This is a genomic window from Cryobacterium sp. Y62 (assembly GCF_002929785.1).
Classification (GTDB): domain Bacteria; phylum Actinomycetota; class Actinomycetes; order Actinomycetales; family Microbacteriaceae; genus Cryobacterium.
Map to the genome: position 1 here is coordinate 37669 of NZ_PJJK01000100.1, position 20297 is coordinate 57965.

Sequence of the window (20297 nt, forward strand, 5' to 3'; positions counted from 1 at the left end):
CGCCGGGTCATCGCGGCCACCGGGGGAATCGAAGTCGGGGAGTTACGACGTTCGGAACCCGCTTCCGGATCGCATTTCTGATGACTCCCGTTCCATACGATGCATCATCGAGCGCACGCAGCGCGAGGCTGCGCACTGGGTCCAGCCGGGTGGTGTGCAGCAGATGGTCGCGTACGGGCTCCCAGAGCATCGCGACGGCGATTCCTCGGGCAAGGCGAGACTTCGGTGTGGCTATCAGCACGGCCAGACCCACCGGCCACCAGTCGCGGCGCAGCAGATGCCCCATCCAGAAACCATCGGACCACATAGTGCGAGCGACGATTTCGGCGACCACGGGCAGCGGAATCTCCGGGTCCAAGAGGCGCCGGTGCCGCGCCAGCTCGTATCCGGCGATACTCGCGGCGATCCAGGGGTAACCAAGAGCAAGAGCCGCAACCGCTGCGAGGCCGGAAACAGATGGGCGAGCCGGAACTAGGCGTCCCGGATGGCGCTGTTCCAACTCCGCGGCTGATCCGCCGTACATGGCGCGTCGGTAGGAGAATTCTTTCAGTGACGTGCGTACGCCGTGATGGTTCAGCACATCTGTCACATAGCGCACCGTCCATCCCGCCACATCCATACGCCAGAAAAAGTCGACATCCTCACCGACACGAAGCCCGGGCTCGAACGGAGGATCGGTCACCGCCTGACGGCGCACGAGCACTGAAGCGCTCGGCAGCCATCCCACGGGAACCCCGGGCACCACCCGGCTCGGCTCGGCTCCCATGTCGAGTTCCGAGCGGGTCTCCTCATAGCGCTCGATTACAGAGTCACCCTGCAAATCAGGACGGATGCGCGGGCCGAGCGCGCCGATGCGCGGGTCGTCGAACAAGGGGCGCAGCCTCGCAATCCAGTCGGGGGCGGCGATCGCGTCCGCGTCGATGAACGCCACGAACGGTGCCGTCGTCGCGGCAACACCGGTATTGCGCGCACCGCCGGGGCCCCCATTCTCGTCACGGACAATGAGACGTGCACCGAAAGCTGCAACGACAGCCCTAATAGCGGAGGCGAATGGCTCCGGTGAGGCGTCGTCGACCACGGTGACCGGCAGCCCTTCGACTTTGAGAGATTCCAGACAGCGGGCAAGCGGCCCGGCGTCGCCGTAGACCGGAATCACGATATCGACATCGTCCACGGTGCGATCGGCGATCGGCAACGGGTCGGCGATGCCATGATCCAGCAGATAGATAGCCGCGTCCTGCTCTGTGGCATCAGTCGCCACAATCCCTCTGCGTTCGGAGTCATAGAGTTTGCGCGCGAAGGGACGCACCTCCTCTGGCAACATCGTCACTTCCCACGGGGACCCACCGATCGCGATCTTTCGATTGCGTAGCGCCACCCCCGTTGTCCACGCCATCGGAATTCGGCGCGTGAACTCGGAGGCTTCCCGCGTTCTTGCCGGCGGCACTGGATGCGGTGGTGGCCCCCAGACGGTGACGCGTGCGGAATCGGTCATGGAAACTCCTTCATGATCAAGACAAGGCGGATCTTTGGCCGGCGATATATCAAAACCTCACCGAAGCCAGGCCGCAGCTGATGCACTTCGTGATCCGCCCCATCCTGACATATTGACACCGGGTGCCAAAATGGGCGGCGCTTCGCGTCTTGGCGAGCGTACTATTAGCTTGAGGTTGTCGTTGGACGATCTCTCCGCTGTATCGTCGGCGCCCGTGCTGACCATCTTTTCCATTGACGTTCAACGTTACTCCGATCCGTATCGTTACAGAGCTGTGAGCTGGGGAAACACGGCAGCGTACCTGAGTGCATATCTATGCTGATCTTTGGATTCCAATCGGAAGATCGTCATGCCTCGCGTGCGCTTGCTCTCTGGCCGAAGAAAGCGAGCACATAAACATTGCAAAACAGCACGGACCCCAGAATGACGCCGTACAGAACTCGAGGCATATCGCTTGTCTCACTCGCCACTATCGCGGGCCTCTGGTTGACCGGCTGCGCGGCAGGAAGCGACAACGTCGAGGAAGCCCAGCCGATCAAGATCGGGGCTGTGAGCTCGATCACCGGTCCTGCGCCATTCCCGGAGGTTCCCGGGGCTGCGCAGGCCGTGTTCGACCGCGTAAACGCCGACGGCGGCATTAACGGCAGGCCGATCGAGTTCTTCTCCGAGGACGACGGGGCCGATCCCGCACAGGCGGGCCAGGCCGCGCGGCGCCTCGTCGATGAGAACAAGGTCGTCGCCTTCGTGGGTTCCGCGAGCTTGGTCGAGTGCAGTGCGAACGCCGTGTTCTACGCACAGCGTGACATCGTCTCCATCTCAGGAACCGGGGTCGAGCCGGCCTGCTTCGAGTCGGCGAACATCGCTCCGGTGAATAACGGCACGATTCAGGGCTACGCGAGCCTGCTCTACTACGCATCCGAAACACTCGGTCACGAAAAGGTGTGCCCGGTGATTCTCAATAGCGCCGGCCTGACTGACCCCTACCTCGAACTCATCGAAAAGTGGGAAGAGGAGACCGGAAGCACCGCTGCCCACATCGACACCTCGGTGGTGCTCGGCGATGACCCGACGCCGGCGATCCTCGCCGCGCGGGATGCGGGGTGCGAGGCTGTCGTATTCAACGCGAACGAGCCCGTTGCCGTCGCGTTCATGAACACCGTTAAACAGCAGGGGCTGCTCGACCAAATGGACTGGCTGACACTGACTTCGGCGTACAGCGAGAGCGTGTTCGAGGCGCTGAAGGAGCAGGGCACGCTGGGCCTGTACGCGAACTCCGAGTTCCTCCCCTTCATGAGCGACGATCCCGAGTTGGCGGGATGGCGTACCGCCCTGACGGATGCCGGCGTGCCGCTCACTTCCCTCTCCATGGGCGGGTATGTGAGCGCCGAGATCCTCGTCGACGTGTTGAAAAGCATCGAGGGTGACATTACCAGCGAGTCGGTGACCGAGGCGTTCCGCAGCCTCGAACCGGTGGAGAATCCGCTGATGGGAATGCCCTTTACCTTCGGCGATGAAACCGCGCACAACCCTAACCGGGCGAGCATGATGGTGCAGGCTGGTGAGAACGGGTGGGAGACCGTAAGCGACTGGGTGCTGGTGCCGTGACACCTGGCCTGGGCGGGACCGAAACGGTGAGGCGCCCTTAACCGTGCTGGACGGAATCATCTCCGGGCTCGTGTCGGGGTCCACCTACGCAATCCTGGCCGTGTGCGTGGTCGTACTGTACAGACTTGTCGGCGTGCTGAATTTCGGCCAGGCGGCGCTCGGTGCGCTCGGCGCCTATGTTTGTTATGCGTTGGTCGGTGCCGAGGTGTCGCTCGCGCTCGCGGTGTTCTGTGGCCTCGCCGTCGCGAGCGTTACCGCCGGATTTTCCGGCTGGGTGTTGGCTAGATGGCTGGGCGAACCGTCGGCGATCGTACGGTCAGTCGGCACGGTGGTGCTCTTGATTCTGCTGCTCACCGCTGGCTTCAGGCTGTTCGGTGACTCGCCCCGAGCGATGCCGAGTCTCGTACCGGAGGCGGCGTTTGATCTGGGTGGGGTACGGGTGTCGCTCAGTACGGTAATCGCGCTGCTGGTTACCATTGCGATTGCGGGTGCGCTATCACTCCTTCTGCGGTACACGCAGCTGGGCATCCGTCTTGAAGCTATGTCGGAGCGTCCGCTGACCGTGCAACTGCTCGGTGTGAACTCGCGTCAGCTGGCTGTCGCGGTGTGGGCTGCGACGGGATTGCTTTCGACGCTTGCGATGCTGCTGATTGCGCCGACGCGCAATCCAACGTTTGAGTCGATGTCATTTCTCGTCGTGCCGGCGTTGGTCGCAGGCCTGCTCGGGGCGTTCTCAAACGTGTGGATCGCCGTTGCCAGTGGCCTCGCCATCGGGGCAGTCGAGGGTGCGGGTGCCCGGATCGAGGGGCTCGCGGACTATCGCGGGGCGATCCCGTTCGCCATTATCATCGTCGCGCTCATCTGGTTGCGCCGGAGGGAGGTGTGGGATGCGGCTCGGTAAACCGACCCGCCTGGGCGGAGGACTGTTCCTTCTCGTGCTGGTGACGCTCGGCCTGATTCTCCCAACATATTGGGTGTATCTACTTTCTACTGTTGCGATCACGGCAATCATCGCGCGCAGCATCGGCCTCGTCACGCATCAGTCTGGCATCATCACGCTCTGCCAGATGTCGTTCGCCGCGCTCGGCGGCTGGGCGGTCTCATGGCTTGACATTGCCTGGCCGACGGCCCCGTTCCCGATGCTCGTACTGATCGGAGGTGTTGTAACCGCTCCGGTCGGACTGCTAATCGGCATCGCCACCACTCGTGTTCGCGGCGTCGAGCTCGCGGTCGTCACCTTAGGGTTTGCGACCGCACTCGATCTCGTGCTGCGGCAGGGGAGCTTCCCCGGCGTCGGTGAGGGCACACCGGTGATCCCTTCAGCGCCGTTTGATGACCCGCGCTGGTTCTTCGCCCTCGCCTGGGCGCTACTAATTGTGCTGCAGGTCGGCATCGCGACCCTCAGCCGCTCCGTGCACGGACTTGGTTGGACAGCCGTGCGGGTGAGCGAGCGAGCGGCAGCGGCGCTGGGCGTACGGGTCGGGGGTGCGAAGTCGAGCGCCTTTGCTCTGGGGGCACTATTCGCGGGCATCGCCGGCGGGTTGCTGGCCGGACAATACGGACTGTTGACGACGGCAGTCTTCACCCCGCTGACCTCGATGGTGCATCTGGTAACCGCAGTCTTGTGCGGGGCGAGCATATTCGGTGGTGCGGTCCTGGCCGGTCTGTTCGTTGTCTTCATCCCCGAGCTACTACGGCGCATCGGCCTGCCCCTCGACGCCGCAAACACGTTGCTCGCGCTCGGTGCCTTTGATGTGCTCCGACGCGGGGGTGGCGGCTTGGTCGAGAAGCTGAACGACCAACTACAAGAGCGCGCCTTTCGAAACACCCGGGTGACTTGCCAACTGTCACCGGTACGCGACGAACGGCTGCAGGCGGACGCAATGCAACCTGACGGTGCAGCGCTGCAAGGTGAAACTGTGAAGCATCAAACGCTCCGGGTAGCCTGCCTTCACGTCGACAGCCTGACGGTAGCCTTCGGCGACCACCGGGTGCTCGAAGCGGTGAACCTGACGGTCGAACACGAAGAGGTGCACGCTCTCATCGGCCCGAACGGCGCGGGAAAATCGACGCTCGTCGATGCGGTCACCGGGTTCTTGCCCTCATGCGAGGGACGGGTCAGCCTCGACGGAAAGCCGATCGAGCGGTTTGGACCCCGGGAACGTGCCCGGCTCGGCATCCGTCGTACCTTCCAGTACGTGCATGCCATCGACGCGATCACGGTAGAGAACTATCTGAAGCTCGCCGCTGGCGCTGCAGGTGCCGAGCGAATCCCCGCCGTCCATGAGTTGCTCGATCTACCTGACGGAGGTGTACCAATCCGTCTTATGGACGTCGGCTCCCGCCGCATTCTCGAGATCGCGGGCGCGCTGGCATCGAAGCCGCAAATCCTGTTGCTGGACGAACCCGCTGCGGGACTCGGTGAAGCCGAGAGTCGCGCGCTCGCGGAACGCGTGCGTCAGATTCCGGCTGTCTTCGGTTGCGCGGTGTTGCTGATCGAACACGACATGGGATTCGTCCGTGTGGCATCGACCCGGGTGACCGTACTTGATGATGGTCGCCTCTTGACAAGCGGCCCGGTCTCCGAGGTGCTCGATGACCCGCGTGTCATCGCGGCCTATCTGGGGCAGGAGACGGCATCGTGACGAGCGGACTGAAGGTGGAGGGGCTCACGGTCAAGCGTGGTGACCTGACGATCTGCCGCGACGTCGATCTCACCGTTCCCAAAGGTGAGATCACGGTACTGCTCGGCGCAAACGGTGCGGGCAAGACAACGTTGCTCGATGGAATCGCTGGGGTACTCCCCGCGGCTGCCGGTTCTATCTCGCTCGGAGCCCGCAGCATCGATGCGATACCTGTGCACCGCCGGGCTTCTCTCGGACTGTCGTATGTCGAGCAGGGGCGGAGCGTCTTCTCCCGCCTCACGGTCGTGCAGAACCTCGCGGTCGTTGATCGCTCCCAGCACACACGTGACAAGGCCTTTGAACTGTTTCCTCGGCTCGCCGACAAACGGAACGTGCGCGCCGGCCTCCTCTCGGGCGGAGAGCAGCAGATGCTCGTCATCGCACGGGCACTCGCGACCAGACCGACGATGTTGCTGGTCGATGAGCTGTCCCTCGGCCTCGCACCGCGGGCTGTGCGCATGCTCATGGATACGCTGGTGAAACTCGCCGAGTCCGGCATGGGGATCCTGCTGGTCGAGCAATTTGCGGAGGTAGCCCTTCGGGTGGGCACCACGGCCTATGTCATGGAACGAGGCCAGATCGTCCACGCGGAGGCATGCAGCACAATATTGCAAGATCATACCTCGCGCATCTCGCCCTACTACTTGGGCGTTGCTTCTTGCCGGCAACTGGAGCCACAGAACAAGCGATCGCGACGATACGGCGATCCTCAAACAGTGCCGGGATTAGATGAGTGAGTCCTGATTGGTTGGTAGCGCGCCGACTACTCAGTCCGATCGGACTTTCCCCGCGTGGGCGCTGTTGATCGAGGGCGGAGGGTGTTGAACCCAGTGTGTGAAAACAGACCTCAACACCCTCCTGACCACACTTTACGTCCATCTAGACGATCGGATCATCCCTGCGCTGGGGTTTTCCAGACGCGGTCGCCCCGGCAGACCACCGGCCCTGACCGACGTTGAGCTGCTCTGCCTCGTTGTCGCGCAGCACCTGCTCGGCATCGCGTCGGACCGCAAGTGGATCCGCTACGCCAACAAGCACCTCGCCAGCATGTTTCCGAACCTGCCTCAACAATCCGGGTGGGGTAAACGCGTTCGCTAATCCACCGGGCTGCTCTCCGCGGTGATCACCGATCTCGCCCGGGATACCCTGTCCTGGGGCGAGATCACTCGACTGATCGATTCTACCCCGGTGCTCTGCGGCAAATCTCGAGAGACCGTGAAACGCTCCGACTTGGCCGGGTACGCCGGCTACGGCTACTGCGCGTCCCACTCCCGCTACTTCTGGGGATTCCGCCTCTACCTGATCTGCACACCCGACGGAATGCCCATCGTCTGGGGCCTCGCCACCCAAGATCGGCGAACGCGAAGCCGCCGAAACGATGCTCCGCCACGACCGACACCTGATCCACCCCGGCCAGGTCATCATCGGAGACAAGGGCTTCGCCGGCCGCCAGTTCGAAAGATTCATCACCGACGAACTCGGCGCCCACCTGATCCGACCCGACCGGAAAGACGAGAAAAAGCGATTCGGAAAGCTCGGCGGAATCCGCCAATGGGTCGAGTCCGTCTTCGACACCCTCAAAGGCCCACTCACCCTCGAAGACCACGGCGGACGCACCATCCCCGGCGTCTACTCCCGCGTCGCCGGCCGCCTACTCGCCCTCGCCGCCGGAATCTGGCACAACTGGCTCCTCGAAACTCCCAACAAACGATCCCTCATCGCCTACGACCATTAGGACACACCCATCCAGGAGCCTGCTGAATAACAGGGGTTCAGCCGGTCTGGCGAGTCTCTAGAGTGTTTTTTTGCTCCGGGGTGGGACGCGGTGAGGTGGGCTGAGCGGTCGGTACCGGTATGAAGATGTGGCGTTGCGTCGGCTCGGAGGAGACGTTGTGGGCGGCTGTGCCGCGTCGGCCGCTATGTCGAGGTGGTGGTCGTGCTCTGGGGTGTCAGCCAAGGGCCCAACCCCCCTTTTCTCTGGTCAATCCCAGGTTGAGGAGCCGTTTGAGGTTGATGGCGGCGGCCCTGTTCGACCACCACGCGTTGTTCTTCACGACGCCCCGATAGGGCACTCTGCGCGCTCCTCAAGTCATCCAGGCCAAAGCCTGACCACGCCACCGCAGTTTGGAGTCATGCAGTCCGCGCCCTCATTCAACGGCTGAATCTCGCGCGCCGACGACGATCAAACCCTCGCGTCATCAAGCGTAGGGTCTCCAAATGGCCCGCCAAACGCTTCCATCACGCCCACTGGCCACAACCCGCTCACGAGCCAGAAATCACCATTCAACTGCTTAAGTGAACGGTATTGGTCTTAGCCCGGTGCGGCTCAGACGAGACGGCCGGAATCGTGGTCGACGACGCGGGTCAAATACTTGTGGCCGCGCTTGTAACTAATTTCATCGATCCCGATTCGGGTGAGGTCCGCGAACTGGTCATCAAAGAAGAGAGTGTGACCGCTTTGGTGCCGGGCCCAGGGCACGGCGGAGACAGTAACGCCGTGGACGCGGCAGGATACTCGGGGGGTGCGACAGCTTCGAGGTGAACTTGAATTGAGCCCACGACTAATGCCCGCCAACGACGCCGCCCGTCACCGAAGTCGTAGCGTGGGTTGCGCTTCTGACAGGATCGGAGCTCAGCAACACAACGACAACAATCCGCTAAAGCTACGGCCGGTTCCGATACTATTGGCACTTCCTTGTAAATAGTTGCCAGTCCTAGTATATTTTTTCGAGGTAACGCGGCTCTGTAATGACGAAAAGAATTAGGGGTGAATCGATGGAGATTATCGTCTTGGTGAAGCAGATGCCTGACACTTATGGAGATCGCAAACTCGATGCGGCGACAGGGTTGCTCAACCGACCCGTCGGGTATCGGGTGATCGACCAGATCAATGAACGCGCACTCGAACCAGTGCTCAGCTTCATCGAGAAACGCCCAGTGCGATTCCGGACCCGTTTTGAAGGGTGCTGAAATGACCGCGACTGAGAACACCAAGAGGTTCCGGGCAGCACGCGACCAGCTCTTCGCGCTCGGCCACGACTACGAACGCGCCGTTGCGGAGTTCGCCTGGCCCGAGATCGGCCCGACCTTCAATTGGGCCGTCGAGTGGTTCGACGTGATCGCCGACGGCAACAACCGCACTGCACTCTGGATCGTCGAGGAGGACGGTCGGGAGCGCAAGGTCAGCTTCCAGGAGATGTCGCGCCGTTCCGACCAAGTGGCTGGCTGGCTCCGCGAGCACGGCGTGCACCAGGGTGACCGCGTATTGGTCATGCTCGCCAATCAGGTTGAGCTCTGGGAGTGTGTGCTCGCGATTATGAAACTCGGCGCGGTCATCGTGCCGAGCGCGACCGCCCTCGGCACCGCGGAGCTCGTCGATCGCTTAGCCCGCGGCCGCATCGCGCATGTCATCGCGAACTCCGCGGATAACGCAAAGTTCGACGGTGTCGACGGTGACTTCTCGCGGATCTCGATCGGCGCTCCGATCGACGGTTGGGCCGACTACGCCACGACAATTTTGCACACGGGCGTCTTCATCCCGGCCGTTCCTGAGGCGGATGATCCGCTCCTGGTCTACTTCACGTCCGGCACGACGAGCATGCCGAAGATAGTCGAGCAGTCGCAGAAGAGCTATCCCGTCGGCCACCTGACGACGATGTACTGGATCGGCGCCCAGCCAGGCGACGTGCACATGTCCGTCAGCGCGCCCGGGTGGGCGAAGCACGCATGGAGCCTGATCTTCGCGCCCTGGAACGCCGAAGCGACGATCTTCATCTACAACTTTTCACGGTTCGACGCCCAGGAACTCGTACGCCAGCTCGACCGAGCAGCTGTGACAACCTTCTGTGCTCCCCCCACTGTGTGGCGCATGGTGATCCAGTCCAAGACACTCGACCGCCCATCAGCGCTGCGCGAGGTCGTCTCGGCGGGTGAGCCACTGAATCCCGAGGTGATCGCGCAGATCCGGGCCGTCTGGGGCCTCACAATCCGCGACGGCTTCGGTCAGACCGAGACCTCCGCGCTGGTCGCGAACACTCCGGGAGTCGAGATCGTGCCTGGCGCCATGGGTCGGCCGCTGCCAGGGGTTCTCATCGTCCTCGTCGATCCGATCACGGGCGTTGTCGGCGATGAGGGTGAGCTATGCCTCGACCTGTCGCGGCATCCCGTCAACGTTATGACCGAGTACCTGGACGATCCACAGCGTAACGTCGAGGTCACCCTGGACGGTTTTTTTCACACCGGAGACGTGGCATCCCGTGATGCTTCCGGCACGATCACCTATATTGGCCGCACCGATGACGTGTTCAAGTCATCCGACTTCAAAGTGTCACCGTTCGAGGTCGAGAGCATACTGCTCGAGCACGAAGCGGTCGCCGAGGCCGCTGTAGTTCCGGCACCACATGAGACCCGCTTCACGACGCCTAAGGCCTATGTAGTGCTCGCTGAGGGGTGGGAACCCACTGACGAGACGGCGCTATCCATCTTCGTGCACTCGGCAGCGAGCATGCCGCCATACATGCGCGTCCGTCGGATCGAGTTCTTCGACCTGCCAAAGACAATCTCAGGCAAGATCCGCCGCGTCGAGCTGCGGCTGCGTGAAGTGGATGCCGCCGCCGGCCACATCACCATCACCGAGTGGAGGGAAGAGCAGTTCCCCCAGCTGAAGCATGGCCGGGCATGACCCAACTCCCAAAAATCACCTGGGTCGTCGGTGCGGGACAGCCGGGTCCGGGTGTCCCGCGATGACGAAGCGAGGATGATGCGTAATGCTGAATGTCGGAGCTCAGCAACACAACGACAACAATCTGCTAAAGCTACGGCCGGTTCCGATGCTAATGGCACGTCCTCGTAAATAGTTGTGAATCCTATTATATTTTCTCAGGGTAACGCGGCCCCGTAATGGCGAAAAGAATTAGGAGTGAATCGATGATGATCATCGTTTTGGTGAAGCAGGTGCCTGACACTTATGGAGAACGTAAACTCGATATGGCGACAGGGCTGCTCAACCGATCCATCGGAGATCGGGTGATCGACGAGATCAACGAACGCGCACTCGAAACCCCGCTTAGTTATAAGGACTCGCACAACGATGCCGAGATTATCGTTCTGTCGATGGGCCCTGCTACCGCTGCCGAGGCGCTGCGCAAGGCGCTGTCGATGGGAGCGGATGCAGCCGTCCACGTCGTGGATGACGCGCTCGTCGGCTCTGACCTTGGCCTGACTCCAGGGTTCTCGCCGTCGCTGTTGCGCGCACCGGCTACGACCTGCTGGTGGCCGGCAATGAGTCGACGGACGGTCGCGGCGGGGTCATCCCCGCGATGATCGCCGAGCGACTGACGATCCCGCACCTCAGCTCGATGACGACCATCAAAATCTCGGAGAAATCGGTGAGCGGCGAACGCAGAACTGAAGCAGCTGCAGCGACAGTCCACGCGGCGCTTCCCGCTATCGTGTCCGTCACCGAGAGTGCTCCGGAAGCGCGTTTTCCCAATTTCAAAGGCATCAGGACGGCCAAGCGCAAGCCCTTCACCACCCTGTCGATTAGCGAGCTGGATGTCGAGCTCACTTCGGGTGGTCGATCGGTAGTCACAATCACCACCGAGCGGCCTGCGCGGTCCGCCGGAACCAAAATTATCGACGACGGCAACGCTGCAGTGGAGCTCGCAGAGTTACTCGCCGCCGGCTGCCTGACCTGACGGAGAAGCCACAATGTCGAATATTCTTATTCTCATCGAAGTCTCCAACGCGGGCAAGCTCGCCAGTTCAGCTCCATCGCTCATCACCGCTGCTCGTAGGCTGGGCAACCCGATAGCCGTTGTTGCATCGAACAGGCCTGAGCTGCGGGGGCATCCACTGTCGTCTCTGGTGGTCGTGACGTCGGATCGAAGGAAAACTTTGCGCTGGTGGAGCAGCTTGCAGACGCGCTTGGCGCCGCCATCGGGGCGTCCCGCGCCGCGGTGGACGCCGGCTACGTGCCGCCGAGTTACCAGGTTGGGCAGACCGAAATGACGGTATCTCCCCAGCTTTACATCGCGCTCGGAATCTCGGGCGCCATCCAGCACCGCGCCGGCATGCAGACGGCGAAAACTATTGTTGCCATCAACAAGGATGCGGATGCTCCAATCTTCGATGTCGCCGACTTCGGGATTATCGGAGACGTATTCACCGTTGTGCCGCAGCTGGTGGCGGCAATTTTAGCGCGTCGCAAATAGCAGCCGAGACCGCCAATAGAAAAAGAGCGTCCGTGTCCAAGCGTGCAAAGCGCCGAACCGCGCTCCAGAAATTGCTTGACCCGTTTCACCTGGCTCGTTGTTGGCTTGCTGGTGCTGACTTTTGTCGGTGTTTTGATCGCTCACTGGGTGCGGGAGCTGCCGGCGGTGCAAGACTTTCCGACCAGTTATCCCGGCCAGTCCGAACTTCCGGATGGTGTCGCGGTCGACTTCCAGGCCTGGTTTGCGTGGCAGAACTTTCTCAACGTGTCCTTTCTGGTGCGCATCATCCGCACCGAGTGATTGGTGCGCACCAACCAGCGTCCGGCCGCCTTCTGGACGCGCAACAACTCCGGCCCGATCCGCACGCGCAACTCCCCGAAGAAGATCAGCCGCGACTGTGGTTGCACCTCAGCCTCGACGCGCTTTGGGTACTGAACGGCGTAGTCTTCTTCCTGCTCATTTTCTCCACTGCGCAATGGATGCGAATCGTCCCGACCAGCTGGGATGTCTTGCCGAACGCTATCTCGGCGGCCATCCAGTACACCTCCCTCAGGTGGCCAACCGAGAACGGCTGGGTCAACTACAACGGCCTGCAGCTGCTGAGGTATTTCATTACCGTGTTCATTGCCGCACCGCTGGCGGTGATCACCGGCATCCGGATGTCCGTAGCGTGGCCCCAGGGTGCGACGCGGCTGAACCGGTTGTATCCGGTCGAAGTTGCCCGTGCTGTGTACATTCCGCTGATGCTCTACTTCGTGTTGTTCATCATCGCCCACGTCACATTGGTGTTCGCCGCCGGGGCGCTGCGAAACCCCAACCACATGTATGGCGGTCGCGATGACGAGTCCTGGGTCGGGTTCTGGTTCCTTGCAGGCTCGCTGGTGCTTATAGTCCTGGCCTGGTTCGTCGCGCGTCCGATTATCCTGCGTCCGATCGCAGCCCTCTTAGGAAGGGTTTCACGCTAGCACTTTGAATATTCGCCCACCCGGATGATTACCAGCATGTCCTATGAATTACTAGCTCACCCAAGTATATTTGATGAGAGCGTCGACCACGGTGGTTGCGCGGGAAGTAGGGTTTCAGATGGTTCGCGAATCGACATACTTCGTCGGAGGTAAGCATGTCGCCGGCACTTCAGGGCAGTTCGGTGACGTCTTCGATCCGAGCACCGGAGCCGTGCAGGCGCGTGTGCCGCTGGCGACTACGGAAAAAGTGCAGGTGGTAATCGCGAACGCAGAAGAGGCGCAGCTCGCCTGGGGCGAGTGGAACCCGCAGCGTCGCGCACGCGTGCTACTGAAATTCCTCGAACTCGTGGCACGCGACATGGACTCCCTCGCGCGGACACTCGCGTCCGAGCACGGCAAGGCCATCGTCGACGCCAAGGGAGACATTCAACGAGGCGTGGAAGTCATCGGGTTTGCCGCCGGTGCTCCCCACCTGCTCAAAGGTGAATGCTCCAGTGGTGCCGGAACCGGCATCGATGTCTGTTCGATGCGTCAGCCGCTCGGCGTTGTTGCGGGGATCACCCCATTCAACTTTCCTGCCATGATCCCGCTCTGGAAGATGGGACCCGCGCTCGCTGCGGGCAACTCTTTCATCCTCAAACCGTCAGAGCGAGACCCTTCCGTCCTACTGTGCATCGCAGAACTCTTTCTCGAAGCCGGTCTTCCGGCCGGCGTGCTGAACGTCGTGAACGGTGACAAGGTTGCCGTCGACGCGCTACTAATGGATGACCGCGTCAAGGCCATCGGCCTTATCGGCTCCACCCCGATCGCGCAGTACATCTGCGAGACTGCTACCGCCAATGGCAAGCACGCCCAATGCTTTGGTGGGTCGAAAAACCACATGGTTGTAATGCCGGATGCCGACCTCGACCAAGTCGCCGGCGTCGTCGGCACCGGACACGGCTCAGCAGGGGAACGCTGCATGGCCATCTCTGTCTCCGTTCCGGTTGGCAAGGATACCGGCGATGCGCTGGCAGCAAAATTCGCCGAACGGGCGAAGTCTCTCAAAATCGGTCACTCGCACGACGAAACCGCTGACTACGGCCCGCTCATCACAATGGATGCCGTCGGCCGAGTCTCCGATGCCATTCAGATCGGAGTCGACGAGAGGGCCGAGTTGCTGGCCGACGGCCGCGGACACGTCGTCGACGGCTACGAGAACGGGTTTTATCTCGGCCCGATACTCTTCGACCACGTCGCTCCTGAGATACACATATACAAAGAGGAGGTCTTCGGTCCGGTGCTGATCATCGTGCGCGCGGACAACTACGAAGATGCGCTGCGATTTTCGTCCGAGCATATGTACGGCAACGGCGTCTCGATCTTCACCCGCGACGGCGATACCGCGCGGGACTTCTGCGCTCGGGTGAACACCGGGATGGTCGGGGTCAACGTGCCGATCCCTGTGCCGATCGCGCACCACACCTTCGGCGGCTGGAAGAAGTCCGGGTTCGGCGACCTCAACCAGCTTGGGCCTGACTCTTTCCGCTCCTACACCAAAACGAAAACCGTCACCTCTCGCTGGCCGTCCGGCATCAGGGAGGGCGCAAGCTTCGTCACTCCGGCGATGCATTGACCCATGTACGCACTGACTGAGGAACAAGACGCCATCGTCGATGCCGTCCGCGACTTCGCGACGGTCGCACTCGCCCCGCACGCTGTCGAGTGGGACCAGGCTAAGCACTTCCCCGTGGATGTCCTGCGCGAAGCCGGAAGGTTGGGACTCGGCGGTATCTACGCCAGCGAGAAACACGGCGGGGTCGGCCTCACCCGCAGTGATGCCGTACTGATCTTCGAGGAACTGGCAAAGGGTGACACCACCATTGCGGCGTACATCTCCATCCATAACATGGTGGTGTGGATGATCGACACCTTCGGCAGCGATCAGATCCGCGCACAGTGGGTTCCAGAACTTGCGACGATGGAGAAGCTCGGAAGCTACTGCCTGACCGAGCCGGAGGCCGGATCGGATGCCGCAGCGCTGTCGACTTCTGCGTTGCGCGACGGGGATCACTACCTGATAAACGGCACCAAGCAGTTCATTTCCGGCGCCGGAACATCGTCTGCGTATGTGGTGATGGCGCGCACCGGAGGTCATGGCGCGCAGGGGATCAGTGCCATCCTGGTTCCTTCAGATGTTGAAGGACTGTCATTCGGCGCCAACGAGAAAAAGATGGGCTGGAACGCGCAGCCGACTCGACAGGTAATCCTGGACAACGTGCGAGTTCCGGTCGATAACCTGCTTGGCGAGGAGGGCGCCGGCTTCACCATCGCGATGAAGGGACTCAATGGTGGCCGCATCAACATTGGAGCCTGCTCGCTCGGCGGTGCACAGTGGGCACTAGAGAAGACGATCGCCTACGTCACCCAGCGCAGCGCCTTCGGCAAGCCGCTGGCCGAACACCAGGCGCTGCTGTTCACCCTCGCTGATATGGAGACTGAACTTCAGGCGGCGCGGGCACTGCTTCATCGTGCGGCCTGGGCCCTGGATACCGGTGCGGATGACGCGATATCGTTGTGTGCTATGGCGAAGCGCTTCGCAACGGATGCAAGCTTCACGGCCGCGAACGCGGCGCTTCAGCTGCACGGCGGCTACGGCTACCTCGCCGACTACGGCATCGAGAAGGTGGTACGTGATCTGCGAGTTCATCAGATTCTCGAGGGAAGCAACGAGATTATGCGTCTGATCGTTGGGCGCGCGCTGCTGGACGACAGGCAATGAGCGCGACGGTTGAGACCGCCACAGAGATGCTCCTGGAGAAGCGAGACCGGCTCGGGCTTATCATCCTGAATCGCCCGAAAGTGCTGAGCGCCCTCAACGAGGCGCTCATGCACGAAGTGGTTGATGCGGCAACGGCGTTCGACCGGGGCGCACCGGCCTCGGCGCAACCATGCTCACCGGTTCGGAGCGCGCGTTCGCGGCCAGCGCAGACATCAAGGAGATGGCGGACAAAAGCTATCAGGATGTCTTCTTTAGCGGATTGTTCTCAGCTCGGGACGATTTTGCAGCCGTGCACACGCCGATGATCGCCGCCGTCTCCGGGTGTGCGCTCGGCGGAGGATGCGAGGTCGCGATGATGTGCGACTTCATCCTGGCCTCCGACACCGCGAAGTTCGGTCAGCCAGAAATCAACTCAGGCGCAATTCCAGGAATGGGCGAAACCCAGCGCCTGACGCGCGCTATCGGTAAGGCGAAGGCCATGGAGCTGATCCTCACCGGTCGAACCATGGACGCTGAAGACGGAGCGGTGCGGCTTAGTCGCCAAAATCGTTCCGGCAGCCGACCTGCTTGAGGATGCCGTCTCAACGGCAACCACTATTGCCGAAAAGTCACTGCCCGTCGTCTATGCCGCGAAGGAAGCGGTCAATGTCGCGTTCGAGTCAACACTTGCTGAGGATGTACGCTTCGAGCGGCGAGCCATCCACTCCACCTTCGCGCTGGAAGACCAGACGGAGGGCATGGTCGCCTTTATCGACAAGCGCGAGATGCAGTTCGTCAACCGCTGAGCTGCCTAGAGCGGATCTGGCGGTATCGGCGGATCGATGAAGTCGCCGGACTGGCGGCGAAACCGCGCGAGAATTCGCACCAGGCCGGTGAGGTCGTCCTCTGGCATTCCCGGATTGGTGAAGACATCGCTGTTCAGGCTGGCGGATGCCGTGGCCACCAGCTCGCGTCCGGCGGCCTCCAGTATCACGAGGGTCGCCCGGCCATCTGTCGGATGCGCTGCGCGGCGAACCAGACCGTCTTTCTCCAGGCGGTCAACCGTGTTTGTCACACTGGTTGGATGCACCTGCAGCCGCGCGCTGGCGCTCGTCATCGGCAGGGCACCGTCATGGGTGAAGCTAAGCAGCGTAAGCAGCTCGTATCGCGCGAAGGACAGCGCGTACTGCTTCAATGCCGACTCGACCCTAGCGAGCATGAGTTGCTGAGCTCGCATAATCGACGTTACGGCGGCCATGCCGTTTGCGGCATCCGTCCAGCCATGGTCTACCCACTGACGGCGGGCTTCGGCGATCGGGTCAACGGCGAGTGGGGTCGAAGGGGGCACCGAGTTCCTTTGGTCGATTAACGTGCACTTTCGTTGCATGACAAATTAGTTTATCGGATCGCCTAATAATTTGAGCTGCGATGCAGCAATATGGCATGAACATGGAGATTTTGGGCAAGGTCGCTTTTGTGACCGGAGGCGCTTCCGGGCTTGAACTAGCAACGTCACGTCTGCTTCACACCGAAGGCGCGAGTGTTGTGGTCGTTGACCGTGATCGGGACCGCGGGAAAGCCGTCGTTGCAGAGATGGGCGAGCGAGCTGCGTTCGTACAGGCGGATGTCACTGCTGAGGGTGATGTTACGCGTAACCTGGACGCGGCAGCCGAGCTCGGCGGACTCGACATCGTTGTGAACTGCGCTGGAGCTGTGACAGCGTCGTGGGTAGTTGGCAAGAAGGGGCCCGCATCCGCTCGCTGACTTCCGTCGAGTAATCGAGATCAATCTCATTGGTTCCTTCAATGTCATTCGCATCAGCGGAGCGCTGTGATGGAGTCTCCCGCGGAGAGGCAGGAACGTGGCGTTATCGTCAACACCTATCGGTTGCCGCGTTCGATGGTCAGATGGGGCAGGCTGCATATTCAGCTTCTAAAGCTGGGATAGCAGGGATTACCCTTCCGATTGCACGGGAGTTTGCTGAGCACAAGATTCGCGTCATGACGATAGCACCCAGACTCTTCCACACCCCGATGTTCGAGTCGTTGCTGGCGGGTGCAATCGCCGCGTTTGGATCGCAGACGTCGCATCCATCGTGCCTGGGCAAACCCGAGGAGCATGCAGCCCTCGTTGCGTACATCGTAGAGAACGCGATGCTCAACGGTGAGACGATCCGTCTCGACGGCGCGATCCGGATGGCGCCGCGTTGAGCGCGGAGTACGAGACGCTGAAGGTCACGCGCCGTGGTGGTGTGGTTTAGGTCGCACTAAATTGCCCCGCCGAGGTGAACGCCCTCAGTATCTCGCTGGCTCACTAACTGAAGGCTGTGGTAGCGGCAGCCGAATCCGACCCGGGGTGTCATGCCCTTGTGCTGCGCGGCAACGGTAAATTCTTCTGTGCCGGAGGGGACGTGAAGGGGATGGCCGCCTCCGTGCCGCGGTTGGCCTCGCGGTGCTTGTTCAGCCGAAGGTGAAGCGTCTCGGGCCCGATAACGTACGCGGTCGCGACGTCCTCGATCGGTTTGGACGTGCTGATCACTTCGCGGCACAGCTCGTCGTTGAACTCTTGGGTAAATTTTCTCCGCAATGTGGTCATGCTGATCTCTACTTTCAGTAACCCCCCATTTCAAGACGGCCCATTGTCCGAGATAACCGCGGCAGCTCACCCGTAAGAGCATCGGCTGTGCGTGGGCTGAGACATGCCCTGCGGAGCCTTTGACGACTGACAGCTCTCCACTACCGTCACTCGGGCCGATCGGGACACGATTTCCCTCAGCGACCATCATTTCAGCGTTCTTTCAGCGAACCTCGATTGTATGAATTTCATAATCTCAGTTACCTCCAACGAACCATCTACGATTACGAGGAGAGAACATGCCTTTCATCACCGTCCCCGGTCAGAACGATCCTGATGTAGAACTGCATTACGAAGATGTCGGCGCTGGGAATCCCGTCGTCCTGATTCATGGCTGGCCCCTAAGTAGCAGGTCTTGGGAAGGTCAAGTGCCTGCGCTGGTCGATGCCGGTTACCGGGTGATCACCTACGATCGTCGCGGGTTCGGCCAGTCGTCCCAGCCGTGGAATGGATACGACTATGACACGTTCGCTGCCGACCTGAAGGCCGTCGTCGACACCCTGGACCTACGGGACGTCACCCTGATCGGATTCTCGATGGGTGGCGGTGAGGTTGCCCGTTACGTGGGCACGTACGGTACCGAGCGCATCGCGAAGCTCGTCTTCGCCAGTGCCGTGCCGCCTTACCTGTGGAAATCGGATGACAATCCTGATGGAGGCGTAGACACCGGACTGGCTCAGTGGTTCCACGACGGGTTGACCGGTGACCGGCCGGCATTCCTACACGAATTTGTTCAGATGTTCTTCACCGCCGGCAAGCCGTCGCTGGTGAACAAGCCGAAGGTCAGCTCGGAGCAGATTGCTTACAACCTTGATATCGCCGAAATGGCGTCGCCGAAGGGCACGCTCGACAGTACGACCGCATTCGCCACGACGGATTTTCGTGTTGATCTGACGAAAATCACCGTGCCGACCCTGGTGATACACGGGGACTCCGACACCATCGTGCCGTTCGAGGTCAGTGGCAAGCGCACTCACGAGGCCATTTCCGGCAGCGAACTTGTGCTGATTGAAGACGCCCCTCACGGTCTCACCGTCTCACACAAAGACGAATGGAACCGGCACGTGCTCGCCTTCCTCGCGAAGTAGTGGAACCGAAAGGGCCCACCTTGGTCGTCGTCGACGAAACGTTGAATGTCAACGGAGGTATGGTCACCCTGTGACCCACACAAACCCATCCACGGTAAATCTCTACGAAGAGAGTAAACACATGAGTAAAGAAGTGAATATCGCGGCCCAGCAGAAGTTTGGTGACGCCGTGAACAGCGGGCAACTTGACCTTCTCGATGATCTTGTGGCCGTCGACGCGGTCGACAACGACCCGGCCCCTGGCCAAGGCCCAGGGCCGGCAGGCTACAAAGCATTCTTCGGTGAGATGATTGCTGCTTTTCCAGACCTGCACATCACCGTCGAGCGCCTCGTCGCAAACGATACCGACGTCGCATTCGCCTATACCCTCACCGGCACCCACCAAGGCCCCCTCATGGGCCACGCCGCTAGCGGAAAAGCGATGTCTGTTCGTGGCATGCAAATTAGCCGGTTTGAGAACGGCAAACTTGTCGAGCGGTGGGGTAGCAGCGACGAACAGGGCATGCTCGAACAACTTGGCTTGGCACCGTAACCTGTGTGACAACTGGCGTTTCCAAGCAGAAGGGGTACGGCCAAGGACGTTTATTTGACTAGGACTTATGACGCGAGACGGCATTGATCGCGCACTGGGCACGCAGGCAGGGCTGTACTGGTGTGCCTACTAGCGCGTCCGATCCTTCAACGCTTGCGCCGTAGGTGAGGGGGCTTGTGAATTCGCTGCTGCTACCAACGTCCACGCGTTTCGGTTCGCCGCACGTTTTGTTGGTCGCACAAGGACAAGCGGGCCTCGCAAGCTGGACGTGGTCGTCGTGCACCGATGCCCCGGCCTTGCGGGTCAGGCCGCGTTTCTTCGCGAACACGGACCAGAGCCGCT

The 20297-nt window shown here is 61.3% G+C and carries 15 protein-coding genes and 6 pseudogenes; 18 read left to right on the forward strand and 3 right to left on the reverse strand.

Annotation, left to right across the window (positions count from 1 at the left end; translation table 11 throughout):
• Nucleotides 1-7: 7 nt before the first annotated feature.
• Nucleotides 8-1495, reverse strand: coding sequence for a mycofactocin biosynthesis glycosyltransferase MftF (gene mftF, locus CXY71_RS07905; protein WP_104135098.1), 1488 nt, complete (start codon nt 1493-1495; stop codon nt 8-10).
• Nucleotides 1496-1918: 423 nt separating this feature from the next.
• On the opposite strand from mftF, the gene CXY71_RS07910 reads away from it, so the two are divergent.
• From CXY71_RS07910 to CXY71_RS07930, 5 genes and pseudogenes are all read left to right on the forward strand, one after another.
• A complete protein-coding gene (locus tag CXY71_RS07910; protein ID WP_104135099.1) occupies nt 1919-3100 on the forward strand; it encodes an ABC transporter substrate-binding protein in 1182 nt (393 codons plus the stop codon).
• A 43-nt stretch (nt 3101-3143) separates the two neighbouring features.
• Nucleotides 3144-4001 carry a branched-chain amino acid ABC transporter permease gene (locus CXY71_RS07915; RefSeq protein ID WP_104135100.1) on the forward strand — a complete coding sequence of 286 codons (858 nt, stop codon included), beginning with the start codon at nt 3144-3146 and terminating at the stop codon, nt 3999-4001.
• Entirely contained in the window at nt 3988-5745 is a 1758-nt protein-coding gene (locus CXY71_RS07920) for an ATP-binding cassette domain-containing protein (protein WP_104135101.1), read from the forward strand. Before CXY71_RS07915 ends, CXY71_RS07920 begins: the two co-directional genes overlap by 14 nt.
• The gene (locus CXY71_RS07925; protein ID WP_199184250.1) at nt 5742-6521 is read left to right on the forward strand and encodes an ABC transporter ATP-binding protein; all 780 of its coding nucleotides are present in this window, start codon (nt 5742-5744) and stop codon (nt 6519-6521) included. Before CXY71_RS07920 ends, CXY71_RS07925 begins: the two co-directional genes overlap by 4 nt.
• A gap of 97 nt (nt 6522-6618) precedes the next feature.
• Nucleotides 6619-7519, forward strand: a pseudogene (locus CXY71_RS07930) (IS982 family transposase).
• A 594-nt stretch (nt 7520-8113) separates the two neighbouring features.
• Here CXY71_RS07930 and CXY71_RS21445 read toward each other — a convergent pair.
• A pseudogene (locus tag CXY71_RS21445) lies at nt 8114-8406 on the reverse strand (transposase family protein); the annotation flags it as partial.
• Between the two features lie 180 nt (nt 8407-8586).
• Here CXY71_RS21445 and CXY71_RS21045 point away from each other — a divergent pair.
• The 9 genes and pseudogenes from CXY71_RS21045 to CXY71_RS07975 all read left to right on the forward strand — a co-directional run bounded on the left by CXY71_RS21045 (nt 8587) and on the right by CXY71_RS07975 (nt 16507).
• Nucleotides 8587-8754, forward strand: a complete 168-nt coding sequence (locus tag CXY71_RS21045; RefSeq protein ID WP_233204546.1) for a hypothetical protein — start codon at nt 8587-8589, stop codon at nt 8752-8754.
• Nucleotide 8755: 1 nt separating this feature from the next.
• On the forward strand, nt 8756-10465 hold the full coding sequence (locus CXY71_RS07945) for an AMP-binding protein (RefSeq protein WP_104135103.1): 1710 nt from the start codon (nt 8756-8758) through the stop codon (nt 10463-10465).
• 245 nt (nt 10466-10710) lie between these two features.
• Nucleotides 10711-11106 (forward strand): hypothetical protein, encoded by a 396-nt coding sequence (locus CXY71_RS22615; protein ID WP_368665870.1) that lies wholly within the window; start codon nt 10711-10713, stop codon nt 11104-11106.
• Nucleotides 11055-11480, forward strand: a complete 426-nt coding sequence (locus CXY71_RS22620) for a hypothetical protein (RefSeq protein WP_368665871.1) — start codon at nt 11055-11057, stop codon at nt 11478-11480. Before CXY71_RS22615 ends, CXY71_RS22620 begins: the two co-directional genes overlap by 52 nt.
• 118 nt (nt 11481-11598) lie before the next feature.
• Nucleotides 11599-11996 (forward strand): annotated as a pseudogene (locus CXY71_RS07955) (electron transfer flavoprotein subunit alpha/FixB family protein); the annotation flags it as partial.
• Nucleotides 11997-12071: 75 nt separating this feature from the next.
• Nucleotides 12072-12961 (forward strand): annotated as a pseudogene (locus CXY71_RS07960) (cytochrome b/b6 domain-containing protein).
• A gap of 118 nt (nt 12962-13079) precedes the next feature.
• Nucleotides 13080-14576, forward strand: coding sequence for a CoA-acylating methylmalonate-semialdehyde dehydrogenase (locus CXY71_RS07965; RefSeq protein WP_104135116.1), 1497 nt, complete (start codon nt 13080-13082; stop codon nt 14574-14576).
• Nucleotides 14577-14579: 3 nt separating this feature from the next.
• Nucleotides 14580-15722, forward strand: a complete 1143-nt coding sequence (locus CXY71_RS07970) for an acyl-CoA dehydrogenase family protein (protein WP_104135104.1) — start codon at nt 14580-14582, stop codon at nt 15720-15722.
• A pseudogene (locus tag CXY71_RS07975) lies at nt 15719-16507 on the forward strand (enoyl-CoA hydratase-related protein). The gene CXY71_RS07970 and the pseudogene CXY71_RS07975 overlap by 4 nt, the downstream one beginning before the upstream one ends.
• Before the next feature lie 5 nt (nt 16508-16512).
• On the opposite strand, the gene CXY71_RS07980 reads toward CXY71_RS07975, so the two are convergent.
• A complete protein-coding gene (locus CXY71_RS07980) occupies nt 16513-17049 on the reverse strand; it encodes a MarR family winged helix-turn-helix transcriptional regulator (RefSeq protein WP_233198062.1) in 537 nt (178 codons plus the stop codon).
• Nucleotides 17050-17150: 101 nt separating this feature from the next.
• On the opposite strand from CXY71_RS07980, the pseudogene CXY71_RS07985 reads away from it, so the two are divergent.
• From CXY71_RS07985 to CXY71_RS08000, 4 genes and pseudogenes are all read left to right on the forward strand, one after another.
• A pseudogene (locus CXY71_RS07985) lies at nt 17151-17911 on the forward strand (SDR family NAD(P)-dependent oxidoreductase).
• A 158-nt stretch (nt 17912-18069) separates the two neighbouring features.
• The gene (locus tag CXY71_RS22625; RefSeq protein WP_368665872.1) at nt 18070-18174 is read left to right on the forward strand and encodes a hypothetical protein; all 105 of its coding nucleotides are present in this window, start codon (nt 18070-18072) and stop codon (nt 18172-18174) included.
• Between the two features lie 400 nt (nt 18175-18574).
• Nucleotides 18575-19423 carry an alpha/beta fold hydrolase gene (locus CXY71_RS07995; RefSeq protein WP_104135107.1) on the forward strand — a complete coding sequence of 283 codons (849 nt, stop codon included), beginning with the start codon at nt 18575-18577 and terminating at the stop codon, nt 19421-19423.
• Between the two features lie 121 nt (nt 19424-19544).
• A complete protein-coding gene (locus CXY71_RS08000; protein ID WP_104135108.1) occupies nt 19545-19955 on the forward strand; it encodes an ester cyclase in 411 nt (136 codons plus the stop codon).
• Nucleotides 19956-20297 lie beyond the last annotated feature (342 nt).